At 43.0% G+C, this 19,888-nt stretch carries 17 protein-coding genes; 11 read left to right on the top strand and 6 right to left on the bottom strand.

The features are described 5' to 3' along the window. The first annotated feature begins 14 nt into the window (after positions 1–14). Complete coding sequence (locus tag LEP1GSC185_RS12655; protein ID WP_008589377.1) at positions 15–2,129, top strand: sodium-translocating pyrophosphatase; 2,115 nt, start codon at positions 15–17, stop codon at positions 2,127–2,129. Positions 2,130–2,467: 338 nt separating this feature from the next. On the opposite strand, the gene LEP1GSC185_RS12650 is transcribed toward LEP1GSC185_RS12655, so the two are convergent. Beyond that, positions 2,468–2,950, bottom strand: a complete 483-nt coding sequence (locus tag LEP1GSC185_RS12650) for a GNAT family N-acetyltransferase (protein WP_010515221.1) — start codon at positions 2,948–2,950, stop codon at positions 2,468–2,470. Positions 2,951–3,078: 128 nt separating this feature from the next. On the opposite strand from LEP1GSC185_RS12650, the gene LEP1GSC185_RS12645 reads away from it, so the two are divergent. After that, a complete protein-coding gene (locus tag LEP1GSC185_RS12645) occupies positions 3,079–3,894 on the top strand; it encodes a hypothetical protein (protein WP_008590548.1) in 816 nt (271 codons plus the stop codon). Here the strand turns inward: LEP1GSC185_RS12645 and LEP1GSC185_RS12640 are convergent, their stop codons facing one another. Continuing rightward, positions 3,895–5,292 carry a glycine--tRNA ligase gene (locus LEP1GSC185_RS12640; RefSeq protein ID WP_008591054.1) on the bottom strand — a complete coding sequence of 466 codons (1,398 nt, stop codon included), beginning with the start codon at positions 5,290–5,292 and terminating at the stop codon, positions 3,895–3,897. 114 nt (positions 5,293–5,406) lie between these two features. Here LEP1GSC185_RS12640 and LEP1GSC185_RS12635 point away from each other — a divergent pair, with 114 nt between their 5' ends. Genes LEP1GSC185_RS12635 through LEP1GSC185_RS12620 form a run of 4 tightly spaced genes read left to right on the top strand, consistent with a single transcriptional unit; the run spans position 5,407 to position 9,848 of the window. Further along, the gene (locus tag LEP1GSC185_RS12635) at positions 5,407–7,086 is read left to right on the top strand and encodes a TonB C-terminal domain-containing protein (RefSeq protein ID WP_008591634.1); all 1,680 of its coding nucleotides are present in this window, start codon (positions 5,407–5,409) and stop codon (positions 7,084–7,086) included. Then, positions 7,083–7,901 (top strand): PrsW family glutamic-type intramembrane protease, encoded by an 819-nt coding sequence (locus tag LEP1GSC185_RS12630; RefSeq protein ID WP_008590672.1) that lies wholly within the window; start codon positions 7,083–7,085, stop codon positions 7,899–7,901. The genes LEP1GSC185_RS12635 and LEP1GSC185_RS12630 overlap by 4 nt, the downstream gene beginning before the upstream one ends. Beyond that, entirely contained in the window at positions 7,898–8,812 is a 915-nt protein-coding gene (locus tag LEP1GSC185_RS12625; protein WP_008589601.1) for a 50S ribosomal protein L11 methyltransferase, read from the top strand. Before LEP1GSC185_RS12630 ends, LEP1GSC185_RS12625 begins: the two co-directional genes overlap by 4 nt. A 31-nt stretch (positions 8,813–8,843) precedes the next feature. Beyond that, entirely contained in the window at positions 8,844–9,848 is a 1,005-nt protein-coding gene (locus tag LEP1GSC185_RS12620) for an adenosine kinase (protein WP_008590648.1), read from the top strand. A gap of 172 nt (positions 9,849–10,020) precedes the next feature. Here the strand turns inward: LEP1GSC185_RS12620 and LEP1GSC185_RS12615 are convergent, their stop codons facing one another. The 4 genes from LEP1GSC185_RS12615 to LEP1GSC185_RS12600 are packed head-to-tail and all read right to left on the bottom strand — an operon-like array spanning position 10,021 to position 13,868. After that, on the bottom strand, positions 10,021–11,286 hold the full coding sequence (locus tag LEP1GSC185_RS12615; RefSeq protein WP_008589878.1) for an LIC11270 family surface protein: 1,266 nt from the start codon (positions 11,284–11,286) through the stop codon (positions 10,021–10,023). Beyond that, a complete protein-coding gene (locus LEP1GSC185_RS12610) occupies positions 11,283–12,104 on the bottom strand; it encodes a hypothetical protein (RefSeq protein WP_008591161.1) in 822 nt (273 codons plus the stop codon). Before LEP1GSC185_RS12610 ends, LEP1GSC185_RS12615 begins: the two co-directional genes overlap by 4 nt. Beyond that, positions 12,101–12,928, bottom strand: a complete 828-nt coding sequence (gene truA, locus LEP1GSC185_RS12605) for a tRNA pseudouridine(38-40) synthase TruA (RefSeq protein WP_008590398.1) — start codon at positions 12,926–12,928, stop codon at positions 12,101–12,103. The genes LEP1GSC185_RS12610 and truA overlap by 4 nt, the downstream gene beginning before the upstream one ends. A 58-nt stretch (positions 12,929–12,986) precedes the next feature. Beyond that, positions 12,987–13,868 carry a DUF2225 domain-containing protein gene (locus tag LEP1GSC185_RS12600; RefSeq protein ID WP_008589773.1) on the bottom strand — a complete coding sequence of 294 codons (882 nt, stop codon included), beginning with the start codon at positions 13,866–13,868 and terminating at the stop codon, positions 12,987–12,989. Between the two features lie 134 nt (positions 13,869–14,002). Between LEP1GSC185_RS12600 and LEP1GSC185_RS12595 the strand changes: the two genes are divergently transcribed. The 5 genes from LEP1GSC185_RS12595 to omp85 all read left to right on the top strand — a co-directional run bounded on the left by LEP1GSC185_RS12595 (position 14,003) and on the right by omp85 (position 19,803). Continuing rightward, positions 14,003–15,112 carry an LIC11274 family protein gene (locus tag LEP1GSC185_RS12595; protein ID WP_008590493.1) on the top strand — a complete coding sequence of 370 codons (1,110 nt, stop codon included), beginning with the start codon at positions 14,003–14,005 and terminating at the stop codon, positions 15,110–15,112. A gap of 194 nt (positions 15,113–15,306) precedes the next feature. Continuing rightward, positions 15,307–16,104, top strand: coding sequence for a lysophospholipid acyltransferase family protein (locus tag LEP1GSC185_RS12590; RefSeq protein ID WP_008591005.1), 798 nt, complete (start codon positions 15,307–15,309; stop codon positions 16,102–16,104). Further along, positions 16,101–17,576, top strand: coding sequence for an acetyl-CoA carboxylase biotin carboxylase subunit (locus LEP1GSC185_RS12585; protein ID WP_010515226.1), 1,476 nt, complete (start codon positions 16,101–16,103; stop codon positions 17,574–17,576). The genes LEP1GSC185_RS12590 and LEP1GSC185_RS12585 overlap by 4 nt, the downstream gene beginning before the upstream one ends. Next, positions 17,573–18,052: an acyl-CoA carboxylase biotin carboxyl carrier protein subunit gene (locus LEP1GSC185_RS12580; protein ID WP_008591077.1), complete on the top strand. Its 480-nt coding sequence runs from the start codon at positions 17,573–17,575 to the stop codon at positions 18,050–18,052. The genes LEP1GSC185_RS12585 and LEP1GSC185_RS12580 overlap by 4 nt, the downstream gene beginning before the upstream one ends. Positions 18,053–18,279: 227 nt before the next feature. Continuing rightward, positions 18,280–19,803: an Omp85 family outer membrane protein gene (gene omp85 / locus LEP1GSC185_RS12575; RefSeq protein WP_024864112.1), complete on the top strand. Its 1,524-nt coding sequence runs from the start codon at positions 18,280–18,282 to the stop codon at positions 19,801–19,803. Positions 19,804–19,888 lie beyond the last annotated feature (85 nt).

Here is a 19,888-nt window from a genome sequence, read left to right as displayed (position 1 = left end):
AGAGGTTTCCCTGAATGAATTCGGTAACCATTATTCTGGCTTTTGCCGTCCTGGCTATTTTGACCGCCGTAGTGTACGCATTGAAGGTCACCAGGATCCAAATCGGAACTGAGGGCGGAAAGGATAACGAATCCAAGAAATTGATCGAAATTTCTTCCGCAATCTCCGAAGGAGCTATGGCCTTCCTCGTGAGAGAATACAAGACCATTTCTCTTTTCATCGCCTTTATGGCTGTTCTGATCTTCTTCCTTTTGGACAATCCGGAAACTCCGGATTTTAACGACGGGTTGTTTACTGCGATCGCTTTCGTATCAGGGGCCTTGATTTCCTGTCTTTCCGGTTTTATCGGGATGAAGATCGCGACCATCGGGAACGTTCGTACGGCTCAGGCAGCTAAAACTTCTATGTCCAAGGCTTTCAGAGTCGCTTTCGACTCGGGTGCAGTAATGGGATTCGGGCTGGTTGGTCTTGCTGTTTCCGGTATGATTGGACTTTTCCTACTTTATACTCATTTATTCCAAAACGTAGGAACTCTTTTCCTGATGGAAGCTCTTGCAGGTTTCGGCCTAGGTGGTTCCGCTGTGGCTCTTTTCGGAAGAGTAGGCGGGGGAATTTACACTAAGGCTGCGGACGTCGGTGCTGACCTAGTAGGTAAAGTAGAGAAAGGAATCCCTGAGGATGATCCTAGAAACCCTGCGACTATCGCAGATAACGTAGGAGATAACGTAGGTGACGTTGCAGGTATGGGTGCCGATCTTTTCGGTTCCTGCGCCGAGGCTACTTGTGCCGCTCTTGTGATAGGCGCTACTGCTACTGCTCTTTCTGGAAATACAGACGCTCTTTTATATCCACTTTTGATCTCCGCTTTCGGGATCCCGGCTTCTCTTTTAACTTCCTTCATCGCTTCTGTGAAAGAGGGAGGAAATGTGGAGAAGGTCCTAAAGATCCAACTTTGGGTTTCTACTCTGATCGTTGGTGCGATCATGTATTTTGTAACTGATAAATACATGGTGGATTCTTTCGAGATCGCGGGTAAAACGATCGGTAAATGGAATGTATTCATTTCATTGGTTGTGGGTCTTTTCTCAGGAATGTTTATCGGTCTCATCACCGAGTATTATACTTCTCATTCTTATAAGCCTGTAAGAGAGGTTGTGGACGCTTCTAAAACTGGAGCTGCTACAAACATCATCTACGGACTTGCATTAGGTTACCAAAGTTCTGTGGTTCCTGTGATCCTTCTCGTGATCACGATCGTTACTGCGAATATTTTGGCGGGAATGTACGGGATCGCAATTGCTGCTCTCGGGATGATCTCTACAATCGCTATCGGTCTTACTATAGACGCTTACGGTCCAGTTTCGGATAACGCGGGTGGGATTGCTGAGATGGCCGAACTCGGAAAAGAAGTTCGTAATCGTACTGATACCCTGGATGCTGCAGGTAACACTACAGCTGCTATCGGAAAAGGTTTTGCGATCGGTTCTGCTGCTCTGACTTCCTTAGCATTGTTTGCAGCATTTATCACCAGAACTAAGACTACCGGTTTGGATATCTTAGATGCGGAAGTTTTCGGCGGATTACTTTTCGGAGCTATGCTTCCATTCGTTTTCACAGCTATGACTATGAAATCAGTAGGTAAAGCTGCTGTAGACATGGTAGAAGAAGTTAGGAAACAATTCCGTGAGATCCCTGGGATCATGGAAGGAAAAGCTAAACCTGATTACAAAAGATGTGTGGATATTTCCACCACTGCGGCGCTCCGAGAAATGATCCTTCCTGGACTTTTAGTTCTTTTAACTCCGATCGTAGTAGGTTACTTGTTCGGAATTAAATCTTTGTCCGGTGTTTTAGCTGGAGCATTAGTAGCAGGTGTGGTTCTTGCAATCTCTTCTGCGAACTCCGGTGGCGGCTGGGACAACGCTAAAAAATACATCGAAAAAGCTGCAGGTGGAAAAGGTTCCGACCAACACAAGGCTGCAGTTGTGGGAGATACCGTAGGGGATCCTTTAAAAGATACTTCCGGTCCTTCTATCAATATTTTGATCAAATTGATGGCGATTACAAGCTTAGTGTTCGCGGAGTTCTTCGTTCAGCACGGCGGATTGCTACTTCGCTTGTTCCAATAAGAACTTTTAGTTTTCACGCAGAGGCGCTAAGCTGCAGAGAGGATCTGGGGTTTTAGCGCCTTTTTTATTTTTTCGTATGGAGGTCACGAAGAAGCAAGAGACTCCGAGAAATTTTCACACAGAGTCACAGAGCCCACGGAGAGTTCAAGCTTCCTGGATAAAATATCTTCTTAACTTGGCGGCTTGGCATGAAAATTGACCAGCTATATTTAGCGCGCTGAGACGCGAAGGCGCTAAGGTTTTAGCAGTCATGTAGGAACTCCAATATTTTCCACTCATCTCCGTGTCTTTGTGCCTATGTGTGACCAAACCCCTGTGCCTCTCTTAACTCTGCGTCTCTAAACAGATTTTCTAAATCTCACGTAGAACGGATCGAATCCCATCTTCTTCCAGAATTCGACTGCGCCCTCGTTCTCGGAAATTGCTCTTAATTCTACCGCTAAGATCCCTTTTTCTTTTGCGTAGCGGAACGTTTCTTCTACGAGAGGTTTCATATAGCCGGATTTTCTTTTGCCTTGTTTGGTGACTGCGAGATCGATGAATAAATTCTTCTCCTCTATGAGATACGGTTTTTCTTCGATTCTTGCGATTAAGAGCGAGACAAGTTCATCTTCTACAAATCCACCGATGAATAATACTTTGTCTGTAGCCCTGAGTTTTAGATAGATGTCCACCATTTTGGCGGCGGCTCTTGGGCGAATCTTGAATATTCCATCTAAAGGGAGTTTGTTCACCATTCTAAAGAATTGATTTACCAATTCAATGGCAGGCTCCCTATTTTGGGGGAGGATCGGCCGTATCTCCAAAAGTTTCTCAGGCATTAAAATAAAACTTTGCAAATGACCGGAGTTTGTGGAGTATTTTTTATGCTGTAGAAGAGTAGTTTCTCTTCTTTTTGCAAATTAATAAAAAAAGAAACGATTCCGGTTGTTATTAATACGAAGGTACAATGATCTTTCGAGCACTTATAATTCTATCCTTCTTCACCATTATCAATTGCGAAAACGGTAAATCGGAACTTCCGCCTGCAGTTTTGGGATATATCGCTTTGGATTATCTCGTTCTAACGGATCCGGATCGTTCTTCCGTTTATTTTTCCACAGTTAGATCCGTGGATATTGAAGTTGCTTATGAAACTGACGCGGAGCCTTTTACCGGGAATTTTATAGTAAGCGGTTCCAATATTTGGAATGTGACGGATAGTAATTTGCAGGATGTTTTTGCAGACAGAGGCTATTCAGTTGCAGTCAATGTTCCGAGCGATCTTACTGAGATGAATGAGATCCCGAACCAGAACAGATCTACCTGGAGTGTGAATCAACTCCTGGATCTGGTACCTAAATACAGAAAGAAATCTTCCGATTTTCAATCGACTAGTTTCTTTATTGTGTATGTAAGAGGACAGTTGGCGGATGCGCCGGGTGTAATAGCAGTCACAATTTCGGGAGTATTGGGGATTGGTCCTCCGGTGATCTTTGTATTCAAAGATATGATAGATCAGTTCTCCGGTATTTCACCGGATAAGGTAAAAAAGGCAGAACAAATGACTTTGACCCACGAGCTTGGGCATGCGCTTGGCCTAGTGAACGCAGGGATCCCATTATATTCTTCTCATCAAGATACAGAACATGGGAATCATTGTTCTAACGATACTTGCGGAATGTTCTGGGCTTTAAGCGACACCAAGGTGGACAATTTCAACCCAGCGAGTCCTTTAATTTTCGGACAGGAATGTCGGGACGATATCCGAAACTACAGTCCCTGATTAAAGTATCTTTTCCGCAAAGTAAGACTTCAAAGAATCGATCGAGACTCTTTCTTGGGACATACTATCCCTTTCTCTTACCGTGACGGATTTATCCGTTAAAGAATCGTAATCAACCGTGATACAATAAGGAGTTCCGATCTCGTCTTGTCTGCGGTATCTTTTTCCGATAGCGCCGCCTTCATCGTATTCTAAATTCCCTAAAGAAGACAGGTTTGCGTAGATCGATTTAGCAAGTTCAGGAAGACCGTCCTTTTTCATCAGAGGAAAAATCCCGATCTTTACGGGAGCAACTTGAGGAGCGAAACGAAGAACTGTCCTTGTTTCTCCGTCTGGAAGTTTTTCTTCTGCATAAGCGTCTGAAACAACGGCTAAAAATAATCTGTTTAATCCGAGTGCAGGTTCTACTACATAAGGCACATATTTTTTATTAGCGGCCTGGTCTTGGTATTTCAGATCTTCTCCGGAGAATTTTTCATGTTGGGAAAGATCATAATCGGTTCTGGAAGCGATCCCCCAAAGTTCTCCCCATCCGAATCCGTATTTGTATTCGATATCAGAAGTGGCCTCGCTGTAAAAGGAAAGTTCTTCCTTCTCATGTTCCCTGATCTTTAGGTTTTCTTTTCGTAAGCCTACATGATCCGTTAAGAACTTAAGACAATAGTCCACCCAATGAGAGAACCATTCTTTTTGGGTTCCAGGCTCGCAAAAGAATTCCATCTCCATCTGTTCGAATTCTCTGGTACGGAATACGAACTGCCTTGCCATGATCTCGTTACGGAACGATTTGCCGATCTGAGCGATTCCGAAAGGGATCTTGTTCCTGGTGGTGGAGATAACGTTCTTAAAATTGATAAAAATACCTTGGGCGGTTTCCGGACGAAGATAAATATCTTGAGAATCTTCCGCGGAAGCTCCGTGAGAAGTTTTGAACATCAGGTTGAAGTCTCTAGCTTCTGTGAACGTTCCCCTGTTTCCGCAATTCGGACAGGCAAAATTCCCCGCTTTGATTACCTCGTTCATTTTTTCCAAGGTCAATCCTGTTGCGGCTCCTTCTCCTTTTTGGTCTTCCAAAAATTTGTCGGCTCTGATCCTAGTTTTACAATTTTTACAATCGATGAGCGGGTCGTTAAAATTGGAAACGTGTCCGGATGCTTCCCATACTTTAGGATTGAGAAGGATAGAAGAATCTAATCCGACAACGTCTTCTCTCAGATGGACAAAATGTTTCCACCAGAGTCTTTTTAAATTATGGAGAAGCTCGGCTCCGTAAGGGCCATAGTCGAAGGTATTGGAAAGTCCTCCGTAAATTTCGGATCCGGGATAAACAAATCCTCTTCTTTTACAAACGGATACAATATCCTTGAGAGAGGAATCTAGGGTTTCTTTTTTCTCCATAGGTCCAAGGATTCTCGAATAGGATTCGCGATAAAGTATTAAATTCGTAGGAATTCCTTCAATTCTTGTTTGCTTCCGGAACAAGCTAGGGTCCAATGGACAAGGATATTCGGAATGAAAAAGGAAATTTCGCAAAAGGAAAAGTTAGTCTTCTGGGGGATCAATTTCCTCTCTTGGACCTCTCCTATTTCCATGATTGGGTTCGGGATCTTTTTTCCTCTGGGAGTCATCTTCCTATTTCCTAAAGAGGATAGGGTCCGTAGGCCGGCATTCCATTCGGTTTTTTTGCAAGTAGTCCTCGGACTATTTTTATTTTCTTTAGAACTTCTATTCTTAATTTTCCCGAAAGCGGAAGAGATATTTTCAGCGTTCGTTCTACTTAGTTCGGAGGATTCAAGCGCGTTCGGTTTTGCCGTCCTGACATTGATGTTCTTCATAGGCCTGACCGTATTTTTTCTCCAAGCAAAACATATTAGGGAAAGATTAAAACCCGAAGATCCAAGACCTCTGATCTTAAATCCTGTAATCGTTTTTCTAACAGTATTCTGTTTAATCCTATTCACTCATTATTTAACATATTCGGATACATTCCGGGCAAAGATGGCTACCTTTGCGGTCTTCTCCGAAAGTGTTTGGATTTTCTTTTTTACAGCAATCGGGCTTGCTGAACTATTATCGGGTAAAAGGCCATTCTTCTTATTCCGTAGACCCTGGGCCTGGTTCGTACGACAGACTAGAGATTCTTTCGCGGAGGAAGAAGGCGATTTACCTGCTTCCGCTAGAAAACGTAAGAACGCAAAAGTAAGAGATGTGATCTTAGCAGGTTGGGGGCATATTTACACGGGACGTTTGTGGAAAGGATTTCCGATCCTGTTCGTATATTTGCTCGGGTTATTGTTATTTGCTACATTCTTCTTTTCTTGGTGGGAACCTGCTTTAGGGATCCGCTTTTTGGCAAGTTTAGGTTTAAAACCCGGCCTCTCCGACAAAAAGTTTTTTGAGGTGGCGTCTTCCGTTTGGGTTTGGTCTGCAATCCTATCTGCATTAGTTTTAATTAATGTGTTTTCAGGTTGGCTACTGAGAAGGTCCTTCCGTTCACAAACGCCTCTTCTGGGCCTCAGTCCGGGTTTTGAGAACAATCTAGGATTAAGCGTTCTTGTTCACTTGATAGTGATCTGTCTTATTTTGCTTATGCCGACTACGATTGCGTTCCAGAAAGAAAGCAAGTCCAGACCTACGGATCATTTTACGCCTGAGAATCATGCGGAATTTTATTTTATAGACCCGAACCTTCCCGACGAAGTGAAAGGACTGAATGGCGGGGTCATTACCGGAACAGATACGCCAAATAGCGTGCAAGGTGAGAAAATTCCCGAAGAAAAACCCTCCGACGAAGGAAGGGTGAAGGGAGAAGTCAAACGTATCAAGGGCAAAAAACTTCCTCCTACTTATTCCAATTATATCTCCGCTAAGATGAGAACTTTCGAATCATTTATGGATTATTGGAGAAGCGCTCCTCGAAATTACTCCTGTGTTGTCGCTTATACGATCACTCCTGACGGGGAAGTGGTGGACGTGGAACTTGTGCAAAATTCTCCTTATCCGGAACAGGACCAAAGAACACTGGAACTGATAGAGAACTTATCTCCTATGATGCCTCCTCCAGGGACCAAAGGTTATATCAGAGTCACCGAACTCTTTTGGAACGGTCCTTTGGATGCAAAGGCAATGCCTACACCTTTACAACAAGAACTGGTGAATATGTTCGATGGTCGTTATATGGAGGAATTATGAATTTAGAAGTAATTCTTCTTGCGATCGCGAGTATTTTTCCTTGGGGATTTTATATCATCTACACCCAACCCGATACCGGCAGGGAAAAACGTTTCTTTTTTATAATATTCTTTGCATTACTTTTAGGTTGGATCTCCACAGAGTTAGTTCTGAGCGCAAGCGCTTGGATTTGGCCGGAGACTGAGATCAAAGCCAAGGTTGCAAAATCAATCCTTTCTCAGACTGCGTTTCTCGCATTTGTGAAAGCGGGAATGATGGAAGAATCATGTAAATCCGTCCTGATCATAGCATTGTCTCTCGCATTAGCCTATGATTGGAAAAAGAAGGAATTTCTTCCGGAAACCTTTTTAGTGGGTGGATTTGTTGCGTTAGGTTTTGCAGGAATAGAGAATTATCATTATATTCTTACCGCAAAGGAAGATGATAGGATTCATACTTTTATTTTAAGAACATTAAAATCTTCGAATGCACATTTACTCATCAATCTTTGTTTTGCGCTATGTCTGATCAAAAGTAATAAAAGACAGTCCGGAAAGTATTGGTATATTCTTTCCGGATTCCTACTTGCGGTGGTCCAACATGGACTATTCGACTTTTTTGTGATCCCAGTGGGAAGGTTCGGCCATTGGGCGGCGACAGCACTCTTCGTAGGTATCTGGGTTTGGATCGTGAAAGACAGAAGAGTGTATATGAAAGAAGAAGAAATTTATAAAATAGTAAAAGAAAAATCTTCCGAAGAAGAAGTTTCTATAATACCAAAAGAAAAACCTCACAGGGAAAATCCTTCCCGATCGGTTCCAGAGATAATCCGTTGAAATACAAAGAGATCAGAGTTTCCATTCCGAAAAATTTTGCGGAAGAGTTTTCCGCCTATTTGGACGAATGGCAGGTGGCAGGATATTACGAGATCCTATTCGATAGAGAAGAACCCAGAAAACCAGGAGAAGAGATCATCTCCGATAACACTCCTATCAGAGTCTATCTGGCGGAAGACGATATTCAGTCCGAGGCTAAAATTTGGATCTATCTACAAACAGTTGCCCCTGAAGATTCATTTGCAGAATCCAGATGGATAGAAACAAAAGAATACGAAGAAGCTTATAAAGAATTTTATAAACCTTTTTCCGTCGGAGTTTTCTGGGTAGTGCCAACCTGGGAAAAGGAAGATTGGGAAAAAAACAAAAAGTTGGAACGAAAGGATTCTGTTCCTGTTTATATCAATCCTGGACTTGCATTTGGAACAGGACATCATGAAACCACTCGTTTGGTTTTGTCCAGGCTCGGTTCCATAGATTTGAAAGGGAAGAAGGTCGCAGATATTGGCGCAGGTTCTGGGATCTTATCCGTGGCAGCGGCAAAATTAGACGCATCTAAAATTATCGCAGTGGATATAGATCCGAATGCAGTACGTTCTTCCGCATTTAATAGGGACGAGAACGGGATCTCTCCGGAAGTTTTAGTGGTGGAAGAGGGCGGATTCGATCATCCGCAGGTTTCTGCCGAAAAATTCGATCTATGCGTGGCAAATATCACATTCGCAGTCTTAAAAGCGAATATGGAAAAGATCGCCGGACTTCATACGGATCATTTTTTATTCAGCGGAGTGATTACCGAAAGAAAGGAAGAATTCTTGGAACTTCTATCTTCCCAAGTCGGGGGTAAACTCGTATACCAAGACTCCTGGAACGGCTGGGAATTGATCGAGTGGACCCGCAAAATTCCATAACGTTTTATTAATATTAAATATCGGAGAAAAAATGAGACATTACGACGTATTCGGAATAGGGAACGCACTTGTGGATATTCTTATCCCTACCGAAGATTCTTTTTTACAAAAAATGGGTTGGAATAAAGGGATTATGACCCTGGTGGACGCGGAAGTGCAGGGTGGGGTCCTTACTTCCTTAGACGGACATAAGAAAGAATTAAGATCAGGTGGAAGTGCCGCAAATACGATGATCGCCCTCGCAAATTCCGGAGGAACCGGAACATATACCGGAAAAGTAAGCGAGGATACTTACGGAGAATTTTACAAACAAGACATGGAGAAGGCCGGGATCTTATTCGAAGTTCCTCCTTCCAAAGACGGACATACCGGAACCTGCGTGATCCTTACGACTCCTGACGCGGAAAGAACAATGCTGACCCACTTGGGGATCTCTTCCACATTAACAAAGCAGGATTTGGATCTGGATAAATTGAAAGCCTCATCATATAGTTATGTGGAAGGATATCTTTGGGACGGACCTTCTACCAAGGAAGCTTGCCTTCTTGCCATGGAAGAATCCAAAAAGGCGGGGGTAAAAGTAGCTTTTACTTTTAGCGATCCGTTTTGCGTAAACCGCTCCAGAGAGGATTTTTTAAAACTTACTAAAGAATATTGTGATTTAATTTTTTGTAATGCGGAAGAGGCAAAAGCTTTGGCTGCCACCGAGTCCAAAGAAGATGCTTTAAAATTTATCTCTTCACTTTGTAAAAATGTTATGATGACTGATAGCGCGAACGGTGCATTCGTTTCCGTAGATGGAACGATCAGTCATGTGGGAGGGTTCCCGGCTCAGAATTTACTGGATACGACTGGAGCAGGAGATTGTTTTGCAGCAGGTGTGCTTTACGGACTTACCCACGGATTCTCTCAAGAGAATGCCGCAAGATGGGGAAATTACGTTGCATCCAGGATCGTACAGGAGATCGGACCTAGACTTTCTGTCAGACTTATGGGCAGACAGAAAGAGATCCTCGGAAAAGAGGCACTGAGTTAGGAAGAGTTCCAGAGGTTTTGGCACACAGAGTCACAGAGACACAAAGGGAATGTAGGAACTCCAACATCCTAAACTCTAAAGTGGACTCTGTGCGAAAAAAGCCTCTTCTCTTACGTCTTCGTGTCTCTGTGTGAAACCCGCTCGGTAGCTCTTTAAAACTCTGTGACTTTTATTAAGGACAAGAATAAGATAAAGAGATCGTACTCATGTTTCCGTTCTCCGGAACGGAAAATGTGAGTGGAGTCCCTACGATCGTATCAGGAAAACCGTCCAGGTTTCCTGTATCAGCCAGACAGTATAATTTATGAGTTCCAGGGTTGATGTATTTCATCTTTACCGTGCCGCTTCTTGCAGGAGTTGCGGCCAAAGGAAGTTTACTCGTGACATTTGTTTCATTTTCTCTGAAAACCGCAAAGTAATGAGTTAGATTTCCGGAACCGCCTGTGATTGCTAGAGAAGAAGCCCCGCTCGGATAAATTGTCCTGGATCTGGATAATATCCCCCCTCCCATATCGGTTTGGCCTTGGTGATTTACTTTCCAATCGCTGATAGAAATGAGAGTGGCTGCGGTACTTCCGTCAGCAGCCTTGATGGAATGCAACATTAAGTTTTCCTTAAGGTTCATTCTTACTTCGAAAATATAAGGCTCGAATCCGGGTTTAAAGTCCATATCCGCTTCTCCGGGTTGTACAGAGTAGAGGAGTGGGAATACTAAAGGATAACCCGATTTGTCTGTTGCTCCGGCAGCATATGCAAGTCTTGGAACTATATTAAATCCATAAACTCCATAGTTATCAAAGAAGGTTACTTTTGTTAGGTCTACGCCTGGGGAATTTCCCCAACCTGTAACTAAGGAACGGATATAAGTTCCGGTATAATAGTATTGGCTCGCAAGTCCGCTGTTTGTTCCGGAAGTAGGATCGTTAGAAGGGAATTCGGCTCCTTCTCCGTTTAAGAATTGGACCATTTTGAATTCGCCGTTCAGGGATCGGCATGTATTTGCATTCAATGTATAGGGCTGGGTGCAATATACCTCTCTATTTGGAGCGACGTTATCCCAGAAAGCTTTAGCAGCTGCAACCGTCCTGATCTGAGAAAGATTGTTTAGACCGTCTTGGTATTTGGAAGAAATACGTATCTCACCTATATCGATATAAATGGGAAGATTGGCCATCTTAGGAAGACCGGCTGTATTGAAAGTAGGATCGCCGGATGGATCCTCGTATACATCTCCAGTTCCGTTATTGTATTCTGAAAATTCAAGAGGACTGTCGGTCGCATACGTACCTTTCATTAGGAGCAACATCCGGCTATTAAAAAGAGTACTGATTACCGGGTTATCGGTGGCGTTTCCTTCCCAATGTCCTACCTTACAATCTGAAACGAATGCTAGCAAAATAGAAGAAAGGTATAAAAGATGATTCGTTTTGGAAATCATAAGAATACGCTCACCATTAAACCGAAATGGAAAAATTCAGTATCCACTTTATTGTAATAATACGGATTATTCAACCTTGGATCCACAGTAGGACCCACGTAGGGATACTTTGTTTCCGCAGGCGAATTTAAATCTGATTCATAAATTTTATTGTAGTCCAGTCGGATCCCGATCCGGATCTTTTTTCCTGCTACGAAACTTGCCTCGAATCCTGCATACAATGTATCGTTCCAACGGGAAGTGTTTGCAGGTCTTGCCACCACATAGGTTTCTCCAAATCCAGCCTTAACCATAAATGTGATCGGAAGTTCGAAAGGAAGTTTATAACAGAGTGCAGAATATACTGGGATCGTTGTCAGAGCTCTTTCGGATCTGGATAAATAGTTGGAGTAAGATGCTCCTACTTCCACATAAAAGATCCAAGGCCAAGGAACTCTATAGAAAAACCCGCCACCCAGAGTTGTATCCAAATACTTCTGTGCTTCCGAGCCGGGGAATGGATTCGAAGCTCCTACCCAGGCGCCGATTTCCGGTTTTCTATTATCGTAGAATGTAGGAAGTTCTTCCTCTAATTCTTCGTCTTCTGTACCATCTTTTTTGTCCGAGCGGGAAAGTCCGGAAGAAGGTAAATTTCCACCAGCTTGTGCTAGGATCAATTCTCCATTTTTGAAACTATTACCAATCTTATTAAAATCCATAGGAGGAGAAACCGGGTTTCCTCCCAGATATTTTACTGCTTTATTATCCAGTTGGTCAGGATAGGAGAATGTTTGGGACCAGGGAAAAAGTAAAAATGCGATCAGAAGGAGTTTTTTCATCTAGGAACTCCACCGAATTCTTTTCTGTCTTGGTACATACGTTCTATCTCAGGAAAAGAATCGTAGTACGCTTTTAGAAAATACAATCCGTAAGGAGGGAGGGTGATCCCGGCTATCGTTCTATCTTTGGAAGAAAGTATTTTCAATATATTCGTCTCTTTGCGCTTCTCTATCGCTATTTCAAAAAGTGTTCCGGTTAGGATCCGGACCATATTATGGAGGAAACCGTTTGCCTTGATCCGTAAACGAAGAAGTCCGGGCTCTTCTTCACTTTCTAAAAGGCTCGCATCATAGATGACCCGAGTCGTGCTCCTGCGGTTCCGCATCGAAGTGGCTTTTGCCAGACTTCTAAAGTCGTGCTCTCCCTTTAGTAGTTCCAGTTCTTCTCTTAAGCGGGAAACGTCAATCCGATGTTGGTACCAGAATGCTCTGTTTTTCCAAATGGGTCTAGGGAACCTTGCGTTAACTAAAAGGTATTCGTATTCTCTTGCAGTACATGAAAATTGAGAGTTAAAATTCAGCGGAACTTCCGTGATCTCATGAATAGCCAGACCTCGGTCGGTGAGTGCATTCATTCCGAGTAGGAACTTCGACAGGTTCTGGATCGGAGAATCCGTCTTAAAATTTACGACCATTCCCCTTGCATGGACACCAGTGTCCGTTCTTCCTGCGCCCCAGATCCGGGTTTGTTTTTTTAGAAGTACCTCTAAGGCTTTCTCTATTTCTTCCTGAACTGTTGGGGATTGTTTTTGGCTTTGGTATCCGAAAAAACATCCACCATCGAATTCGATCAGCAAGGCATAGTTTCTAGGATCTTCTGTCATAGTAAGAGGGTGGAAGCTAGTTGAGTAAAACGACGGGGCGAACGGAGAAACAATTCTCTTATTTTTCTCCGCCCATCTCCTCTATGATCTTATTGTATTCGTCATAGAGTTCTTTTGCCATATCGATAATGACAGAAGGTTTGGATTTGGACGCCTTACCGGAACCGTACAATCTGGAAAGAGTCCTTTTGGCTCGGATAAGAAGGTTTAGTTTAGAAGCGGCATCTGATGCGAGTTCTTCCTTGAACTTCATTGTGAGATAAGCGGAAAGATAAATGACTCCGTCAAATCCCCAGTTTTTGTCAGTATCCGGTCCGAGTAAGTAAGATGCTGCATCCACCGGTTCGGAACCAGACTGCATGATTTCCATTGTTTCTGTGTACCAGCCTGCGGCTTTTTGGTAGAGAAGGTCCCGGATCTTGTCGTAACCCATTCCCGGAAACTCTGTGTTCACATCATCAAAGTACCAGGCCCCTCGGACAGCGCAGACTGCTTTTTTAGGTGTAGGAGCTACTGTAACTTTTCTGGACTGGTAACATTCTATCGCTAAAAGATAAGACGCGGCCCCTAAGATCAGATTTCTTTCCTGGTAAAAATCAGTAGGTCCCATGATGGACTCTATATTTTTACGTCGGATCTCTGCGGATTCTCGTAGTTTTGCTAGTTCATCCGCATCTAGACCGGACCAATCTTTAGGAAATGCAGTATAAAGACAACGTGGGCAGACATTTAGAACGTAATCGTTCGGGGAAACCCTGCCGAATTTTTTGTTTTTTTCGTATAAGCGACGTAATTCTTGGGTGAGTTTGCCTGCGATCAGCCTTCCTCCCCCTTGGAACATACTTTCCCTTTGGTGGACCTCGCTACAGATAGGGCAGACCGTATCTTCTTTGTTACGAAACGAGATTTTTTTGCCTTGGGCTAATGCAGTTGCTGTCATACGAAGAATTTCCGGAAAAATCGAGCCGGAAGCGTCAATTCTCACCGTATTCTAACCGATAGACTAAGAAGAAAAGCACGATTTTCGGGTTGAACCCGGTCTTCTCAAGAAGATACTAAGGAAAAGGTCCGCCAATGAAAAAACTTCTCGTTTTCATGATTGCGATGTTAGTCGCCCCAGTTCTATTACACGGCGAAGCCGTTTCTATGAAATCGTATAAGAAGAGAATAGAACTCTTAACTTATTTAAGAGCGATAGAGCCGGTCGTAAAAAATTATCCGGGAGAGGTAAAATCCTCCGCAAACGGGCAACCCCAGGCAGATGGGGAGAGGCTCGCGAAGTATAAAGAACTAAAAAGACTGTACCAAGAAGGTCTTTTGTATTTCTTCGAAGGAAACTTTGTAAATTCTTATCGTAGATTTTTGGAATCTCAGCTTGGAATGGAACTTCTTTTGGAAGAACTTTCACAAGCCTATGTGGAAAGAACGGAAGAGATCCTAAAAACTGCGATCGAAAAGAAAAATCCGAACAATCCTATGGATAGAGCTCTTGTGGATATTTCCGTGGAATACGGAAAAACCAGTTATATTCGTGCGGACATTAAGGAGAATAGAGAAGCTCCTTTTACTCGTAGGATGTATAACCCGAGAGAATTCCATTACGTGGTGAATAAATACACCATCGAAAAGAATATGGAATTAGGTTATCAATTCTTAGGAGAAGCGAAGGAAGCTAGGAATAACGCTCTTAAGATAGAAAAACATTTGGAGAAACATCAAAAACTCCAGCCTGAGCACAGAAAACATCGTATCGAAATGTATTTAGGAGCGATCAATCTTTGTAGGGACGCAAGATCCAATGCGATGAACATTTTCAAACTCAAGTATCCTTACGATAACTACTATCTACAAAGATCGGACGCTAAGACCGAAGAGACTCGTAACGAGATCGGAGAGGTCACTCCTGGAGAAGTTGTTTCCGTTGAAGGTGTAACTTACGACTTCTCTACGAATCCTCTTGTCCGCGCGGATAATAAAATGAGCCCCGTATTCGATAAAAGAATTCCGGACGATTATCGTAGAGACGCTGTGGATATTTTAGGAAGAGTTTACGACGACGAGATAGACAATAAACTATATCTTCGTTGGGATGCTGAGACTCGTAAAAAACTCCTGGGAGATAAAATCCCTCCGGGAGCTCAGAAGAGAAAACAAGCTGCTGCAGCAAGCCAGCCAAATAAATAAGATCTTTCCATTCTTCTGAAAAATAGAAGGCCTGTTTCCAAAGGGGACGGGCTTTTTTATTTATTATTCCCATTTTAAGTAAAGCGAACATTGTAAGTTATGTCAGAGTGGAATTGTTGCATTCGTGTTTCTCCTTTTGAATACTTCTAAGAATTTGCTTTCCTTGTTCGGAGAGGTACTAAAGCATAGTTCGCATGAATCCACTCAAGTTTATGGAAAGCCGTTTGGGCAGGTTTTCCCCTAAGTATCGTAAATTGGTATTACGCACCTATGTCGTAACCTTAAGATTGGTACTTACGGTAGCATTTCCTTCTATGATCGCTGGAATTTTTTATGCTGCGATCGGGAGAAGAGAAAGACAATATGCGGCTTTTTTAAGAGGAGCAAAAACTTGGGGACCGGTCGTGATCCGTATGACCAAAACGGATCTGACGATAAAGAATGAGATGCAGATCCCTGAAAAGGGTCACATGATCTTCCTAAATCATGTAAACGAAATAGATTTTCCTTACGATTGTCTGGTAGTAAATAAGCCTTATTTAGCGAACCAAGTGATCAAAAAAACTTTAGTCGCTTATTGGTGGATGAAGGCGATGGGTTCTCAGGTTTTCGAAACTTCTAAGGCGGCAACCATAGCGGTTTCCGTTCGTAATCTGATCAAAGGTCTTTCCACTACTTCTTATATAGTTTATCCGGAAGGCCATAATTCTTATTCCGAAATTATCCAACCTATGCAAAAAGGTATGATCAAACTCGCATTTGAAAATAAGATCCCCGTAGTGTTGGTACTAAAATCCGGTATCACCACTTACCAAACAGAACCTATGTTTGCTAAAGTCGGGTATAAATTCATCGGAAGATACGAACCTTGGACTCACGAGACCTGGGAGAGTTTTAGGGATTTTTTATACGAAACCATGAGCAAGGAAAAGATTGCATTAGATTCCGAAATCGGAATTGTGCAGGAACCTGTCTCTACTAAATCCAAGTGATCAAAAGACTACTCATCGCAAATAGGGGAGAGATCTCCCTCCGTATCCAGAAGACCTGCAAAAGGTTGGGAATCGAGACCGTAGCCGTGTATTCCGACGCGGATAAAGATGCTCCATTCGTAAAAGCTGCAGACTTTTCGTTTTATTTAGGAGAGTCGGAACCTTCTAAATCTTATTTAGTAATTTCTAATATACTAAAGGCGATCAAGGAGACCGGAGCCGACGCGGTCCATCCGGGTTATGGTTTTTTGTCCGAAAAGGCTGAATTTGCAAGAGAACTATCTAAGGCAAAAATTTCTTTCTTAGGACCTAAGGCAGAAACTGTGGACTTAATGGGAGACAAGATTCGTTCTCGCGCGGCCATGGAAAAGGCAGGAGTTCCGGTTGTTCCCGGATACGAAGGGGATTCCCAAGAACATTCCATATTATTAAAAGAAGCCGAGAGGATCGGATTTCCGATCATGATCAAAGCAAGCGCAGGCGGTGGCGGAAAAGGTATGAAGCGTGTCTTTTCCAAAGAAGAATTTTTACCCGCATTAGAATCCGCCCAAAGAGAGGCAGGGAACGCTTTTGGGGATTCGAGAGTGTTCTTAGAAAAATACATCGTCAATCCTAGACATATAGAAGTCCAGGTATTCGGGGATACTTCCGGGAAAGTGATACATTTATTCGAAAGAGAATGTTCCATCCAGAGAAGACACCAGAAAGTAGTGGAGGAATCTCCCGCACCGAATCTGCCCTCCGATCTGAAACAAAAGATTTGTGAAGTTGCTGTTAAGGCCGCTTCTTCTATCGGTTATCTGGGTGCTGGAACGGTTGAGTTCATTTTGGGAGAAGACGGGGCATTCTACTTTTTGGAAATGAATACAAGACTCCAGGTAGAACATCCAGTGACCGAATCCGTCACCGGTTTCGATCTAGTCGAATGGCAGATCCGAATTGCGGAAGGAATGAGTATCGAAAAACTCACTGCAGGAAAATCCCCATCTCAGAGCGGACATGCGATCGAAGTCAGATTGTATGCGGAAGATCCTGAGAATGAGTTCCTACCTTCCATCGGAAAGGTAGAACTTGCCAGATTCCCCGAGATACAGAATGTCAGAGTCGATTCCGGAGTTGTTACCGGTTCCGAAGTTTCTCTCTATTACGATCCTATGTTAGCTAAATTGATCGGGATCGGAAAAACAAGAGAAGAGGCGCGTAAAAATCTGATCGCCGGGTTAGAGGAAACTATAGTATTCGGACCTATTACAAACCTGAATTATTTAAAGGCAATCTTGGAGCATTCCGAATTCGTAAAAGGAAACACCAATACTCATTTTTTAGAAAAACATAAAATAGTTTGGGAAGAATCCGGAGAAGAAAAAGAAGCGCTTATGAGAACTGCTTCTTTCCTTGCGAACCGTACTGTGAAAACTTCCTCCGTATGGGAAGCCGTCGGGCCGAACGGAGTTTGGGGAGAAATATCTTGAACCGATTATTCCGACTCCAATGGAAAGAAAAAGAATACGTAATAGATCTGGGAGATTCCTCTTCTAGATTATTCGGTCCTGAAAAGAAATGGGAATCACTTCTTACTCATTATTCTTGGACTGGGGAAGAAGACGGCTCTTATTCCCTACCTGATGGGAGTGTCGCATTACTTAGAAGTGGTAAACTTTTCATTCATACTAAAGGAAAAACCTTCCAGTTTGCGATCAAAGGGAGGGAAGCTTCGGATGCTCAATCGGCTTCTTTAGAGATCAAAAGTCCTATGCCTGGAAAGATCATCAAGGTAGAAGTGAAGTCAGGTGACTCCGTAAAAAAAGGACAGACCCTTGCGGTAGTAGAAGCAATGAAGATGGAGCACGCCTTAAAGGCCGGGACGGATGCTAAGGTGCAAGAAGTACTTGCGGAGCCAGGCGATATCGTTTCCCAAGATCAGTTGTTGATCAAATTAGCCGAATAATAAATTTCCATTCTCTCTCCATGTCGAAATGTTTTATGAGACTGGAACATTTCAGTATTGTTAAAAATTAAATTCTTATTTCGAACAAGCGATATGATAATTTTAGAATGAGGTTCAAGTCGAGACTGCTGACCCTTCTTAGAAGAAAAAGGTTCCAGGAATAAATTTGACATCGGTTCGGACGCTATTATACATTGCGAATTCCATAAAAAATTTCAGGTTACTGCATGAAGCATTTCCTTATTCGCATCGGCATAATTGCTATATTGGCCTTTGTTTCGACTCAAAATATCTCCGCCGATCCGGGCCTCTTAGATGGTTGTGAAAAACCTCCTGAAAGAACGGATCTACCGTTTTACATAAGTCCTAAAAGACAGCTTTGTAAAAAGGATCTTGAAAAGAAAAAAGAAGGTTGGTTTCCGACAGGACTTCCTCTTTTGAATTCGGATCCGAATACAGGTATAGGTTACGGTATTCGTGTATTCGCATATAATAATGGAAAGAAAGAAGATCCATTTTTCGAATATACACCTTACAAATTCAGGATTTACGCTCAATACTTCAACACCACAAAACATCGTCAGTATCAGGACGTTGCCTTTGACGCTCCTTACGTGTTCGGAACACAATGGCGTTTGAGAGGAGAGGGTGTTTACGATGCGAATCCGAACACTTTATTCTTCGGTTTGGGAGAATCTTCTCTTCAAACCTTAAGCTATACGGATAGGAACCAAGATGGAGGCCAAGTTTTTACAAACGCAACTTTTGCCGACCAACAAAGGAACCTGGCATATACTAGACCAGGCGGCCCAGGAGATCCTGTGGATATCAACGGTTCAGTATACAACGGGTTCCCCGCTCAAAACGGATTCAGAGTGACAGACTCTCAGTACAACCGATATAATTTGATCTCTCCTACTGCTATGCTAAGTGGAGAAAGATCTTATGTCGGAGGAACTGTCCGACTTGTTGCAGGACTTCGTATGTCCCAGAATATAGTAAGAGCATTTGACGGAACTCTTGCGAATGCTTCGGATCCTTACTTAGATGGATTCGGGATCAATTCGGGCGGAAAGGCGATTAACGGTACTACTAAAATTACCGAAGATTATAATTCGGGAAAGATCTTAGGATACCATGGAGGTATGGTAAATACACTTCGTTTAGGTGTAGTATACGACACCAGAGACTTGGAACCTGATCCGAATCAAGGTGTATTCTTAGAAGCGACATACGAAAGATCGGCAAAAACTTTCGGATCTAATTTCGATTATTCTAAATATTTCACACAGGCAAAATTTTTCTGGAGTCCGTTTCCAAGAGTTTTCGACAAATTGGTTCTCGCAGGACGAGGCGGTTTCTCCGTTACAGAGGGAGACGCACCATTCTTCGAATATCGTAATATGTGGGGAACGGAAGGTGTGATCTCCGGATTAGGCGGACGTACTACATTAAGAGGTTATAAACAAGACCGATTCGTAGGACGTGCAATGGGGTGGGGTAATATCGAACTTCGTTGGAAATTCGGTTCACTTTCCGTTGCGGGACAACACTTTGCATTCAACCTGGTTCCTTTCATGGACTTCGGACGAGTCTGGAACGACGAACATAAGGTGGGGACCAAGGATTACAAATATTCCCGAGGTATCGGTCTCAGGATCGCATGGAACCAAACAACGATCATCATGTTCGACTATGCGGTTTCCAAAGAAGATAAACAGTTATTCGTAAACTTCAATCACGCGTTCTAAGGAAAGAGAGATGAGAAAAGTATATTATATAATAAGATCCTTATTTACCTTATTCGCGTTTAGTCTTCTCGCGATGGGTTGCGAA

This window comes from Leptospira licerasiae serovar Varillal str. VAR 010 (assembly GCF_000244755.1).
Taxonomy (GTDB): Bacteria; Spirochaetota; Leptospiria; order Leptospirales; family Leptospiraceae; genus Leptospira_B; species Leptospira_B licerasiae.
Note: the sequence above shows the minus strand (reverse complement) of the source record. Positions and strands in the feature narration are given on the sequence as shown.